Raw genomic sequence first — 13,121 nt, 5'->3', positions numbered from 1 at the left:
TACTACCTTTGCAAAAAAAATAAGCATGTCAAACATATATATTGGGTATCATTTTACTATTGAGCCTAAAGACTCGAGCAGTAGCGAAGAGGCGAAGCAATTAGGTTCTGAAATATTAATCGCAGAATTAGGAGAAAGAGCATTTGAGAGTTTTACAGAAACTGAAACGGGTATTTCTGCTTTTGTACAAAAGGATTTATGGGATGAAATGATTCTTGATGACATTCATATTTTACAATCTGAGGAATTTACAATCGATTATACATTTGAAGAAATCGAGCAAGTAAACTGGAATGAGGAATGGGAAAAGAATTTTGAAGCAATAGATGTTGATGGCAATTGTCATGTACGTGCGCCTTTTCACCCAAAAACGGATGCCGAATTTGATATTGTAATCGAACCAAAAATGAGTTTTGGAACCGGTCACCACGAAACGACACACATGATGATTCAACATTTATTGGAAATAGATGTTACCGGAATGAAAACACTGGATATGGGATGCGGAACTGCTATTTTAGCAATACTTGCCGAGATGAAAGGAGCGCAACCAATTGACGCCATTGATATTGATAATTGGTGTTATCTGAATTCAATTGAAAATGCACAGCGCAATAATTGTAAGCACATTACTGTTTACGAAGGTGAAGCAGCATTACTAGAAGGCAAAAAATACGATTTGATTATTGCGAATATCAACAGGAACATTTTGTTGAACGATATGCAAAGTTACGCAAACAGTTTAAATCCTAATGGAACACTGCTTTTAAGTGGTTTCTATCAGGAAGATATCCCATTTATAGATGCTTCTTGTACTGAAAAAGGATTGACGTATGTTAAAAAATTTGAAAGAAACAATTGGGTATCTTTAAAATATGTAAATTAGTAGTACTATTTTTTTATTAATTACGAAAGTACAAAAACCTACAAAATGAGTACTAAAGAAAAAGTAAGAGAAAGAGTTAGTGTTAAGGAAGCTATAAGTTTAGACAATGAAATAGTGGTTTACAATGATGATGTAAATACTTTTGACCATGTCATCGAAACTTTGATTCGCGTTTGTAATCACACTCCGGAACAAGCAGAACAATGTTCATTAATTGTACATTACAATGGGAAGTGTACCGTAAAAACAGGTCCTTACGATAAATTAAAACCACAATGCACTCAATTATTAGAAGCAGGATTAAATGCAGAGATAATTTAAGATTAATAAAACTTCCCTATAATAAATAAATTACTATGAATAATTCAAAAACATTCTCTTTTATTCTATATTTGAATAAAAAAAAGTGTTTTTATGGAAGAATATGGTAAAATTTTAGTTTTTGTAATGCCTGTTTTTTTGATATTTATTATTGTCGAAAAAATATACGGGCATTACAAAGGTGAAGACACTGCTCCAAACATGGATTCTGTTTCGAGCGTAAGTTCTGGAATGGTTAATTCCTTAAAAGATGTTTTAGGACTCAGCATAACGCTAGTTTCTTACGATTGGATTATATCTAAAATAGCTTTATTCAATCTTGAAGCTACCTCCTTAACCTATTTTATTGGATTTATAGCTATTGATTTTTATGGCTATTGGAGTCATCGTTTGTCTCATCAAATTAATTTTTTATGGAACAAACATGCCATTCATCACAGTAGTGAAGAATTCAATTTGGCTTGCGCACTTCGCCAACCGATATCTAGTTTTGTGAATCTGTTTACCTTTTTATTGATACCGGCCGCTCTTTTAGGAGTTCCCTCCAAAGTAATTGCTATAACCTTACCGATTCATTTATTTCTTCAATTTTGGTATCATACGAAGCATATTAAGAAAATTGGTTTTCTGGAAAATATATTGGTTTCACCATCCCATCATAGAGTGCATCATGCTATCAATCCTGAATATATGGACAAAAATCATTCTCAAATATTCATCATTTGGGATAAACTGTTTGGCACTTTTCAAGCAGAAATAGAAACTGTCCCACCTGTTTTTGGAATCACACGACCAGCGAGAACCTGGAATCCCATTCGGATTAATTTTCAGCATTTATGGTTGCTGATTACAGATGCTTGGCGCGCTGAAAACTGGAAAGACAAATTCACAATCTGGTTTAAACCAACAGGCTGGCGTCCAGAAAATTTTGAAGAAAAATATCCCGTAACCAAAATCACCAATGTTTATGATTTTGAAAAATACGGCGTTCAACATTCTAAAAAATTGATGTATTGGTCCCTTTTTCAAGCTATTATTACCTTACTACTCATTAGTTACCTCTATAATTCTATTGCTCTGATAGGTTTACCAAATGTATTTATTTACGGTGCATTCATCTTCCTGACAATTTATAGTTACACAGAATTAATGGATACCCGTAAAAGTTCTATATTCTGGGAAAGCATACGTTTTGCATTTGGAATTGGACTAATTTTCTATTTTGGCGATTGGTTTGGCATGAATCAGCTATTTCCTTTTGCGAGTTATATTATTGGCGGTTACCTCCTTTTATCCTTGGCTGTAACGGTATATTTTGTCAGCATTAATTTTGAAAAAGAAACAATGATTGTAGCTCAATCTTAAAAACAACTTATGAAAAGCGATATAATATTAAAGAGTTTTATTGGGTTTAGTCTTGTTTATCTTTCGTTTCTATTTTTTGGGAATGAAAATACAGTTTGGTTTTTGAAACCCTTTTTATTGCTATTTTTACTTTTAGCTGTTTGTTTTTACGAAAGATTTACTACCAAAAGAGTTCTTTTAATGGCTTTGACTTTGTCTTGGATAGGTGATATTATTTTGATGTTTGCTGACAAAGGAGAGTTGTATTTTATAGCAGGGTTGATTGCTTTTCTTCTTTCGCACATTTCTTATATTATACTATTCAGCAAACAATTAAAGATTTACTTAAAGAAAACTAAAATCATTTTTTGGGTTGGAGTAACCACAATTACCTTTTATTTAATAGTGATAATGCTGATCTTATTACCAAGTTTAGGTGATTTAAAAATTCCTGTTTTTGTTTATGCACTCACAATTTCAATTATGCTGTTATTTGCATTGAAAGGCTTTTTAAATTGGCAAAAGCCTGCCAGTATATATATTTTAATTGGCGCTATTATTTTTGTAGCTTCAGATAGTATTTTGGCATTTGACAAATTCTATACTCCGTTGCAATACAGCTCATTCCTGATTATGGTAACCTACTTAACCGCACAATACTTGATTGTTACCGGTATTTTAAAATTAAACAAAAAAAAGTAGCATTTTCATAAGAGAATGCTACTTTGATAACCGATGTATTTCGATTAATGAGGTAATTTATTTTTTAATAATCCATATAAATAAGTTCCCAAAAGAGCTCCAAAAAGCACTATCAGAACGGTCCAAAAACCGGCTCCAAGCAATATAAATATAGGACCCGGGCAAGAACCTACCAATGCCCAACCCAATCCAAAAAATAAACCGCCAATCCAGTAGCGAGCAGATCCTTTTTCTTTATCCGGAATTTCAATCGATTCTCCTTTGATGTCTTTTATATTGTTTCGTTTTATGATTTGAATGCCAATAATTCCTGTGATGATGGCCACAGTAATAATTCCGTACATGTGAAACGACTGAAATTGGAACATTTCGTAAATGCGATACCAAGAAACTGCTTCAGATTTAGTCAGTACAATTCCGAAAACAAATCCAACCAACAGATATTTTATTATATTTTTCATGCTTTTTCTTTTAATGTTAAGTTCATTCTGATTGCCTTACAATATTTATTTTACAATTAATGGAAATAAAAAATGCGCCATTATCAATCCACCAATAAAAAACCCAATGACCGCTTTCAAAGAAGGAATTTGTAAATTACTTAATCCTGAAATGGCATGTCCTGAAGTACAACCACCAGCATAACGAGAACCAAAACCTATCAAAACACCACCGATAAGCAGTATAAAAATACTTTTTGGAGATTCTAAAATAGATATCCCAAAAAGAGCATCCGGCATTAATTTTCCGTTTGGAGCTTCAATACCAAGTTGAGCTAATTGCGCAATTGTTTTAGGATTAATAGCTACATTTGAAGCATCCCCCATAAAATGAACGGCAACAAAACCACCTAGCATAGCGCCAAGAACGACTACTAAATTCCAGCGTTGTGCTTTCCAATCAAAATCAAAAAAGGCTACTCGTTTTCCTAAACCAGCCATAGAACAGAGCGAACGCAAATTAGAAGACATCCCGAAAGACTTTCCAAAATATATAAGTACTAACATAATCAAGCCGATTAAAAAACCAGAAAAGTACCAAGACCAAGTTTGAAAAATAATATCCATATTGTTTTTTTTGTGCAAAGATAAGAAGCATTTAGTACGATTTAGGTGAGAAATGTTACATTCGGTTAAAAAGTGTGTATCCAAATTATTACGGAACTCGTACGAAGGTCTAAAGTTCTGTTTATATTTGTATTATTTAAATTACATGGTATTGTAATTGCAATATACATTTCACCTAATAAATTTACACTGAACATGAACAAATCAATCTTTTTTATTGTGTTACTAATTAGTATGGCATCTTGCTCAAGTACACAATCTACTTTGAAAAATACGGATGATAATGCGCCAAACCTTACCCTTTCAAAAGACAATACTTTTGTGATTACGGCGTATAGTAAAGACAAAAAATATGGCTATGACAAAGATTATCCAATCAATATTTTCTTTAATAACACTAATAATGAAACCATCAATCAAAGTCGATTCTTGAACGCATTAGCTGGGCCTAAAGGTGAAAAAATCACGTTTACTAAATTAGAAAGCTGTTGTCCGTTTCCAACAAAAAGAAGTGAAATGGGTGCTGGATTTCTAGATGTTTATGAATTAAAATGGATTTGTCAGAAAAAACCAGTACTACTTTATTTAAACATCTATGAAAAAGGAATTTTGATGGTTCCAACGGGACTTTCAATGAAAAAACAATAGCTTTCGAATCACAAAACATCCTGGAATACCATAACCCTAGCCCTGATAAAAGTGGAAATCCTTTTCCTTTTTTCTTTAAAAAGGAAAAAATTATAACGGATAGCAGGAAATAGCTTCAAAAAAACACTAAATCATAATTTCTAACTACCTTTGCACTTTCTAAAAAAATCAAATTATGAACCTACAACATATTCCACAAATTAAATATACTGACAGTGGCAATTTCTTCCTACTAGCTGGTCCTTGCGCCATTGAAGGGGAAGAAATGGCAATGCGAATTGCAGAAAAACTAGTTAAAATTACTGATACTTTACAAATTCCTTTCGTTTTTAAGGGCTCTTTTAAGAAAGCAAACCGTTCTAGAATTGATAGTTTTTCAGGAATTGGAGATGAAAAAGCATTAAAAATCCTTAGGAAAGTTTCGGAAACATTTAAAATTCCTACTGTTACGGATATTCATACGAATGAAGATGCGGCTATGGCTGCTCAATATGTTGATGTGTTGCAAATCCCTGCTTTTTTAGTGCGTCAAACCGATTTAGTTGTGGCTGCTGCCAATACCGGAAAAGTAGTCAACTTGAAAAAAGGGCAGTTTATGAGTCCGGAAAGCATGAAACATGCGGTTCAAAAAGTATTGGATTGTCACAATGAAAACGTCATGGTTACGGATAGAGGAACAATGTTTGGTTACCAAGACATGATTGTTGATTTTAGAGGAATTCCTACGATGCAACAATATGCTACTACTGTTCTTGATGTCACTCACTCACTACAACAACCCAACCAAACGGCTGGTGTAACTGGTGGAAGACCAGATATGATTGAAACTATTGCCAAAGCTGGTATTGCCGTAGGTGTAGATGGAATCTTTATTGAAACCCATTTTGATCCTGCTAATGCAAAAAGTGATGGAGCAAATATGTTGCATTTAGATTACTTTGAATCCTTAATGACCAAGTTAGTTGCCATTAGAAAAACAATAAATACATTTTAAATTTAGGACCCAAATACAGTGAAGCATTTTTTTTTATTTTCAGCATTTCTAATTATACTATTTACTAACACTACAATAGGACAGGAAAAAAAAATAATACAAGATCGATATACCAGTCATAACAAAGGTAAATTTTTTGTTTCATGGGGTGGAAATAGAGACAGTTATTCTAAATCTGATGTGACTTTTCGAGGTAAAGACTACAACTTTACTCTGGAAAACATTCAAGCACATGACAAACCAAAAGGATGGCATGTTGATTATATTAATCCATCTAGAATGACTATTCCTCAAACTAATTTTAGATTGGGATATTTTATAAATGATCATTACAGTGTTGCTATAGGAGTGGATCACATGAAATATGTGATGACGCAAGATAAAGCTGTAAACATTGATGGTTACTATCCTAATCCTGGATCATATAACGAGTTATTGCCAAACAATCAGGTTCTTTTGACCGAAGAGTTTCTACTTTATGAACACACCGATGGTTTAAATTATGTAAACAGTGAATTTTCAAGACACGATGATATTTCCTCTATTTTTAAAATCGAAAATACCGACAAAATTCAAGTTAATTTGACTGAAGGAATTGGTTTTGGTTTATTGTATCCAAAAACAAATACAACCTTATTAGGGAAAGAACGTCATGATGATTTTCATGTTTCAGGGTATGGTACTTCTTTGAAAGCAGGTTTAAATGTTACTTTTTTCAAGCACTTTTATATACAAGGAGAACTTAAAGGAGGCTACATCAATATGCAGGATATTAGAACAACGCAAAGTTCTGAGGATAGTGCTTCACAAGATTTTTTCTTTTTTCAGAGAATCATTGCAGTTGGAGGAATATTCAAAATATAATTCATCCTCTATCAACATTAAATAAGCTGTCATTTATGATGGCTTTTTTTATGAATTTGATTAAAAAAAAAACTAAAATATATAAAATTAACATCTGTTTGATTATTTGATTTTTTTCTATTTTTTAAATTTTAATTAGTTAAATTTAACCATCGGATTTACTTGTTTCAAGTTAGGTAATTTTAATACAATATAATTCTTTAAAATTATAAATGATCAAAAATAACACCACCACTTCTTCTTTAAAAACAGACTATCACTTTGATAATTTTTTTAATATATCAGCTGATTTTATATGTATAGCAGGATTTGATGGCTATTTCAGGAGAATAAATCCGGCAGTTTCAAAATTATTAGGTTTTACGGAAGAGGAATTATATTCTCGACCAATCAGCAGTTTTGTTTACACAGCCGACCTCCAAATTACTTTAGAAACCAGAGAACAAGTTTATAAAAATAAGCCTCTTTTGAATTTTGAAAACCGCTATTTAACTAAAAGCGGGGAAATTGTATGGTTATCATGGACATCAATGCCTGTTGATTCCGAGAAATTAGTGTATGCAATTGCCAAAAACATTACGCATAAAAAAAGAATGGAAGAAGAGCGCAATTTGCTCATTGCAAATTTGACGCAAATCAATAAAGAACTAACGGTTTTGTCTCATAAAACTTCGCATGATTTAAAGTCTCCCATAAATAACATGCTTTCAGTTTTCAGTCTCATTGATGTTTCAAAAATCAATGATCCAGAAACGTTGGAGTTAGTAGAAATTCTTAAATTAACTAGTGAAAATTTAAAACAAACTTTAAATGATTCTATTGACCAATTAGTAGAAAACGAGAGTATTAATACTCAAATTGAAGAAATAAATCTCAATGAATCCCTAAGTGAAGTGCCTACCTCCATAAATTCTTTAGTTTGCGATTCAAAAGCAATTATTAATATTGACTTTTCAGCTTTTGAGAAAGTTACTTTCAACAAGGCATACATCAAAAGTATTTTTCTGAATTTACTCACTAATTCCATTAAATATGCAAAACCTCATCATGTACCCGTTATTACTATCAAATCCAGAAAATTCGATGGAGTAAATCAATTAATTTTTTCTGATAATGGACTTGGTTTTGAAATGGATAAAGTGAAAGATAAGATTTTTGGATTGTATGAAAAATTCCACAATAACATAGACAGCAATGGTATAGGATTATATTTAGTGTATAATCACATTACTAGTTTAGGCGGGAGAATCGCCGTGGAGAGTAAAATAAATGAAGGCGCTACATTCACAATTTCCTTCAAATATTGAAAAAAAACAGCATGTAGCACCTTCACAAATTAGGGTGTTTTTATTTTACAATTCCATTCTGATCCATTAAGTACAGTAAAGAAGCCATTGCTGCTGCTCCTAGTTCCAACTCTCTTTTATTGACAGCATCAAAAGTGTCGTTTGCAGCATGATGATAATCAAAATAACGCTGCGAATCCGGCTGTAATCCTACCTTTACGATGTGACTGGATTGTAACGGACCAATATCAACACCCCAGAATGCCCTTTTACAAATTTGTGGATTAAATAGGGTTCGAATATCTTTGCCCAACTACTAATTTTATTGAAATTAGCTTCATCAGCTTCAATTGAAAAACCTCTTGGAGAAAACCCGCCCGAATCACTCTCTAATGCGAAAATATGGTTTTCGTTGTTTCTATTGGACTGTGTTTCATATTCTTTTCCGCCTCGAACACCGTTTTCTTCATTCATAAACAAAACTACACGCAACGTATTTTTAGGCTTGTATCTAATATTTTTGAAGATATTCAACACCTCCATACTCTGGACACATCCTGCTCCATCGTCATGAGAACCATCTCCAAGATCCCAGGAATCAAGATGTCCGCCAACGACCATTATTCTTTCAGGATTCTCAGAACCAGTTATTTCACCAACCACATTATAGGATAAAACATCCTCAAATGTCTGACACGATTGTTTCAAGTAAAAAGTTGCATTTGGATTGGCTTTCAAATTTTTACTCAACAATTCGGCACCGTTGGTACTAATAGCAGTTGCTGGAATCCGTTGCTCTTTTGCAATATCACCATAGTTGGTAGCACCTGTATGCGGAAAATCGTCTAAACGTAAGTTCATAGATCTTACAATCACTGCTAATGCACCCAGTTTTCCAGCCTCTCTAGCGCCTGATGATCTCTGGTCCACGCAGCCACTGTAGGCCTTAAATGTTTCGACAAACTCTGGATTCATAGGTCTGTTAAAGAAAATAATTTTACCTTTAACTTTTACTTCTCCTAATGCTACTAATTCTTCTAAACTTTTTACTTCTATGATATTGGCATTCAATCCAGCTTTTGGTGTTGCTACAGAACCTCCTAAGGCACAAATCTGTAAAGCGATCTTTTGTTTACCCAGTTGTAAATACCCGATTTCTTTTTCGCCTCTCACCCATTTTGGCACCATTACTTCTTGAAGGTACACTTTATCTAAACCCAAAGTTTCTAATTGTGCTTTAGTATACAAAACGGCTTTTTCTGCTCCTGTTGAACCTGATAATCGGGATCCGATGGTATTGGACAAATGATCCAGCCAAGGATAACATTTGGCATTGGTTAAGGAAGATTTGTAAATTTCCTTTAAAGTTTGTTCCTCTTTAGTTTGCGCAAATACGGTGATTCCACTAAATAAAAGTGCGGCTAAAACAATTGATTTTTTCATAATATATTTAGAGGTTTCTTGGTATTCTTCTTTATAATTTTGGTTTTGGTGGATGTTGCAATTTCGTAATTCTTTACGAATATTTAAGGTTAGATTCAAAAAAAATCCTACAAGTTTTAAAGCTCTTGCAGGATATCCTATTTAATTTATCAGTTCGAAACTGATTGCTGTTCCTCCTCCTGGAGCTAAATTCAACTTAATTTTTGATTTACTTGACACTGTCATCGTGCTAATTTTATAAGCAATTGGATTATTTTTCCAATCGGCATTTTTAGCATCTTCATAAATGATCACTTTGTATTTTTTCCCTTTGGTTAAGAAGTCTAACTTTATTTCTGATGTTCTGGCATTCTCATCGGTGATTGCTCCTAAAAACCACGTTTCCTTTCCTTTGGTTTTTCGAGCAACTGTAACATAATCACCCGGCTCCGCTTCTAAATATTTACTTTCATCCCAATCCGTTTCAACATCTTTGATAAATTGAAATGCATCTGGATATTTCTCGTAATTTTCTAATAAATCAGCTGCCATTTGCAACGGAGAATACATCGTAACGTATAAAGCGAGTTGCTTGGCTAAAGTGGTATGAACCTGCTCCGTTTTATTTTTATCATAATAACTCATTTTGATTTCGAAAATTCCCGGCGTGTAATCCATAGGTCCGCCCAGTTGTCTTGTAAAAGGCAAAATAGTTTCATGCATAGGCGGATTTCCAACGCTCCATGCATTGAATTCATTTCCACGAGCTGCTTCGGCAGCGATATAGTTAGGATACGTTCTTCCGTAACCAGTTGGTCTTGACGATTCATGAGAGTTAATCATAATTTTATAATCAGCAGCACGTTTTACTACAAAATTGAAATGATTCACCATAGATTGTCCGTCATGAAATTCGCCACGCGGAATAATTTTACCCACATACCCTGATTTTACTGCTGGATATTCGTATTTTTTCATCAAATCAAAAGCACGATCCAAGTGTCTTTCATAATTACTAACAGAACCAGATGTTTCATGATGCATAATCATTTTGACATTTTTTTCTTTGGCGTAAGCCGAAAGAGCTGCAATATCGAAATCCGGATACGCCGTTGTAAAATCAAAAACCTCCTCTTTCCAGTTTCCGTTCCAATCCTCCCAACCTACATTCCAGCCTTCTACCAATACGCCATCAAAACCATTTTTTGCAGCAAAATCAATGTATCGTTTGGTATTTTCGGTATTAGCACCGTGCTTTCCTGACGCTTTTGGGGCATCTGCAAAATTAGTGGCGTTTTGAGAACCGGCATAATCCCAAGTGGATTTCCCTACGTGCATTTCCCACCAAATCCCAACATATTTCATGGGTTTTATCCAAGAAGTATCTTCTATTTTTGAAGGTTCGTTTAGGTTCAAAATCATTTTAGAAGCCACAATATCTCTGGCATCATCGCTAATCATAATGGTTCTCCAAGGAGATATACAAGGCGTTTGCAAATAGGCTTTGTCGCCAATAGCATTAGGAACTAATTCGGCTTTTAATTTGTAATTAGTTACATCAGCATTCAAATGCATGACTGGATAATTCACAACAGCAGCCTCAAAAATATTGAGATACAAACCTGATGGTGCTTTCATCATCAAAGGTGTTTGAACCATATATTTTCCAGGAATAGATTTTACTCCAATACCGTTGTTCATATTGATTTTGGAATTATCAATATCAGAAAATTTAGTTTCATTGTATTCGTATTCATTACTGTCGAAATCTCCTGGAACCCAGAATACTTTATTGTTTTCGGTTAAATTAAATTGGGTAACCTCATCAGAAATAATAAAATAATTCAACTCCGCTTGTTTTGGGAAATCATATCTGAAAGCAACTCCTTCATCAAAAACTCTAAAAATTATATTCATTTTCACCTTAGTTTCCTTGTTTATAAGCGAAACATTAAGTTCATTATAGTGATTTAAAATACTGGATTGCTCCCCTAAAACTGGTTTCCAATATTCATTGAAACTGGAATTTTTTGAAGTCAGAATATCAAAATTAGCGTCTAAAGCTGGTTTATCTTTCAATTTTATACCTAAAGAGCTTTCCAAAACGACCGCTTTGTTTTTGTAATTTACGGAATAGCTAGGTTGCCCATTACCAGCTAACTTAAAATTTAATGCTATTTTACCTGATGGCGACTGAACGCTTTGGGCATTGCCTAAATTGAAAAGAAAGAGTAGAAAAAGAGAAAATAAATATTTCATTTTATATGTTTTTTTTATGAATTTACGGATATAGCTAAAATCTATATTGTTAAAGAATATGGTTTAATAATTAGGTTTTTTTTGTTAAAAAAACATAAACAAAGCCTCTGAATTCAGAAGCTCCTTTGGGTTTTTTATTTTCTTACTTTATCAGTAATTCAAAGACTTGATTGGCAATTTCAATCTCTTCATTGGTAGGAATAACTACTATTTTAGTCTTGGAATCTGATGTATTGATTTCCCGAATTTCTTTCGAACGCATATCATTTTTTGAATCATCAAGTTCAATTCCAAAATACTCCATATCTGTACAAACTAATTTTCGCATATAAGAAGAGTTTTCTCCAATACCAGCTGTAAAAATAATTGCATCCAAACCATTTAAAGCAGCTGTATAAGAACCTATATATTTCTTGATTCGATACGCATTCATTGCCAATGCCATTTGACAATCTTTATTTCCTTGTCCGGCTTGAGATTCAATATCTCTTAAATCACTAAAACCGGTAAGTCCTAGCATTCCGCTTTGTTTTTGCAACATGGTGTTGACATCGGCAAGGGAATAACCCAATGAATTGACCATATAAAATATCACTGATTGATCGACATCTCCACTACGAGTTCCCATAATCAAACCATTCATTGGTCCAAAACCGAGTGTAGTATCGATACTTTTCCCATCTTTTATAGCCGCCATACTGCATCCATTACCTAGATGTATGGTGATAATTTTGGAGCTGTTTTGTAAAAGCTTAATTGCTTTTTCAGAAACATATTTATGGCTTGTACCGTGAAAACCGTAAACTCGAATTTTATTTTCGGTCAAAAGATAATTAGGTAAGGCATATTTATAAGCCACAACTGGAATTGTTTGGTGAAATGCAGTGTCAAAAACAGCTACTTGTTTAGCAGTGCCAAAGATTTCTTCCGCTACAATTATTCCTTCAAAATTAGCAGGATTGTGCAATGGTGCCAATTCGAAAAGTTGTTTTATTTTGTCTTTTACCTTTTTGTTGATGATGGTGGTATCTGAAAAACCCGCACCTCCGTGAACCACACGATGACCTACAGCATCAATTTCGAGCGTGCTTTTAATCACACCTACTTTTTCATCCATCAATAAGCGAGCGATTTTTTCTAACCCTATTTTATGATTGGGAATTGGCATAGATTCCTCAATTTTATTTTGATGGGTTTCATAGCTCAAATTTGACGTCTCTAATCCTATTCTGTCAATCATCCCAGAGCAAATAACTTCGCAAGAAGGCATGTCAATTAACTGGTATTTTATAGAAGAACTCCCTGAGTTTATAATTACTATTTTCATT

Annotated in this window: 12 protein-coding genes and 1 pseudogene; 8 read left to right on the top strand and 5 right to left on the bottom strand. The window is 33.5% G+C overall.

From position 1 onward, the window contains the following. Positions 1–25: 25 nt before the first annotated feature. The 4 genes from prmA to ACNQF6_RS13570 all read left to right on the top strand — a co-directional run bounded on the left by prmA (position 26) and on the right by ACNQF6_RS13570 (position 3,253). A complete protein-coding gene (prmA, locus tag ACNQF6_RS13585) occupies positions 26–886 on the top strand; it encodes a 50S ribosomal protein L11 methyltransferase (protein ID WP_417966454.1) in 861 nt (286 codons plus the stop codon). Positions 887–931: 45 nt separating this feature from the next. Further along, positions 932–1,207, top strand: coding sequence for an ATP-dependent Clp protease adaptor ClpS (locus tag ACNQF6_RS13580; RefSeq protein ID WP_417966453.1), 276 nt, complete (start codon positions 932–934; stop codon positions 1,205–1,207). A gap of 93 nt (positions 1,208–1,300) precedes the next feature. Next, positions 1,301–2,572 carry a sterol desaturase family protein gene (locus ACNQF6_RS13575; protein ID WP_417966452.1) on the top strand — a complete coding sequence of 424 codons (1,272 nt, stop codon included), beginning with the start codon at positions 1,301–1,303 and terminating at the stop codon, positions 2,570–2,572. A 9-nt stretch (positions 2,573–2,581) separates the two neighbouring features. Continuing rightward, positions 2,582–3,253 carry a lysoplasmalogenase gene (locus tag ACNQF6_RS13570; RefSeq protein WP_417966451.1) on the top strand — a complete coding sequence of 224 codons (672 nt, stop codon included), beginning with the start codon at positions 2,582–2,584 and terminating at the stop codon, positions 3,251–3,253. Positions 3,254–3,297: 44 nt separating this feature from the next. Here ACNQF6_RS13570 and ACNQF6_RS13565 read toward each other — a convergent pair whose 3' ends face one another. Continuing rightward, complete coding sequence (locus ACNQF6_RS13565) at positions 3,298–3,714, bottom strand: DUF6691 family protein (protein ID WP_315165539.1); 417 nt, start codon at positions 3,712–3,714, stop codon at positions 3,298–3,300. Positions 3,715–3,759: 45 nt separating this feature from the next. Further along, on the bottom strand, positions 3,760–4,320 hold the full coding sequence (locus ACNQF6_RS13560) for a YeeE/YedE family protein (RefSeq protein WP_417966450.1): 561 nt from the start codon (positions 4,318–4,320) through the stop codon (positions 3,760–3,762). 195 nt (positions 4,321–4,515) lie between these two features. Here ACNQF6_RS13560 and ACNQF6_RS13555 point away from each other — a divergent pair, with 195 nt between their 5' ends. From ACNQF6_RS13555 to ACNQF6_RS13540, 4 genes are all read left to right on the top strand, one after another. After that, positions 4,516–4,968 carry a 2-dehydro-3-deoxyphosphooctonate aldolase gene (locus tag ACNQF6_RS13555; RefSeq protein ID WP_417966449.1) on the top strand — a complete coding sequence of 151 codons (453 nt, stop codon included), beginning with the start codon at positions 4,516–4,518 and terminating at the stop codon, positions 4,966–4,968. A 175-nt stretch (positions 4,969–5,143) separates the two neighbouring features. Further along, entirely contained in the window at positions 5,144–5,962 is an 819-nt protein-coding gene (gene kdsA, locus ACNQF6_RS13550) for a 3-deoxy-8-phosphooctulonate synthase (protein ID WP_417966447.1), read from the top strand. An 18-nt stretch (positions 5,963–5,980) separates the two neighbouring features. Then, on the top strand, positions 5,981–6,826 hold the full coding sequence (locus ACNQF6_RS13545; RefSeq protein ID WP_417966446.1) for a hypothetical protein: 846 nt from the start codon (positions 5,981–5,983) through the stop codon (positions 6,824–6,826). 212 nt (positions 6,827–7,038) lie between these two features. Then, the gene (locus ACNQF6_RS13540; RefSeq protein ID WP_417966445.1) at positions 7,039–8,133 is read left to right on the top strand and encodes a PAS domain-containing sensor histidine kinase; all 1,095 of its coding nucleotides are present in this window, start codon (positions 7,039–7,041) and stop codon (positions 8,131–8,133) included. Positions 8,134–8,173: 40 nt separating this feature from the next. On the opposite strand, the pseudogene ACNQF6_RS13535 reads toward ACNQF6_RS13540, so the two are convergent. The 3 genes and pseudogenes from ACNQF6_RS13535 to ACNQF6_RS13525 all read right to left on the bottom strand — a co-directional run bounded on the left by ACNQF6_RS13535 (position 8,174) and on the right by ACNQF6_RS13525 (position 13,120). Next, positions 8,174–9,555, bottom strand: a pseudogene (locus ACNQF6_RS13535) (M28 family peptidase). 141 nt (positions 9,556–9,696) lie between these two features. Continuing rightward, the gene (locus tag ACNQF6_RS13530) at positions 9,697–11,793 is read right to left on the bottom strand and encodes a glycoside hydrolase family 97 protein (protein ID WP_417966443.1); all 2,097 of its coding nucleotides are present in this window, start codon (positions 11,791–11,793) and stop codon (positions 9,697–9,699) included. Positions 11,794–11,935: 142 nt separating this feature from the next. Next, positions 11,936–13,120 (bottom strand): acetate/propionate family kinase, encoded by a 1,185-nt coding sequence (locus tag ACNQF6_RS13525; protein ID WP_417966442.1) that lies wholly within the window; start codon positions 13,118–13,120, stop codon positions 11,936–11,938. Between the last annotated feature and the right edge of the window lies 1 nt (position 13,121).

The sequence above is a fragment of the Flavobacterium pasteuri genome, assembly GCF_048286615.1.
In the GTDB taxonomy this organism is placed as follows: Bacteria; Bacteroidota; Bacteroidia; order Flavobacteriales; family Flavobacteriaceae; genus Flavobacterium.
The sequence above is the reverse complement of the archived record's forward strand: the minus strand, read 5'-3'. Positions and strand labels throughout refer to the sequence as shown.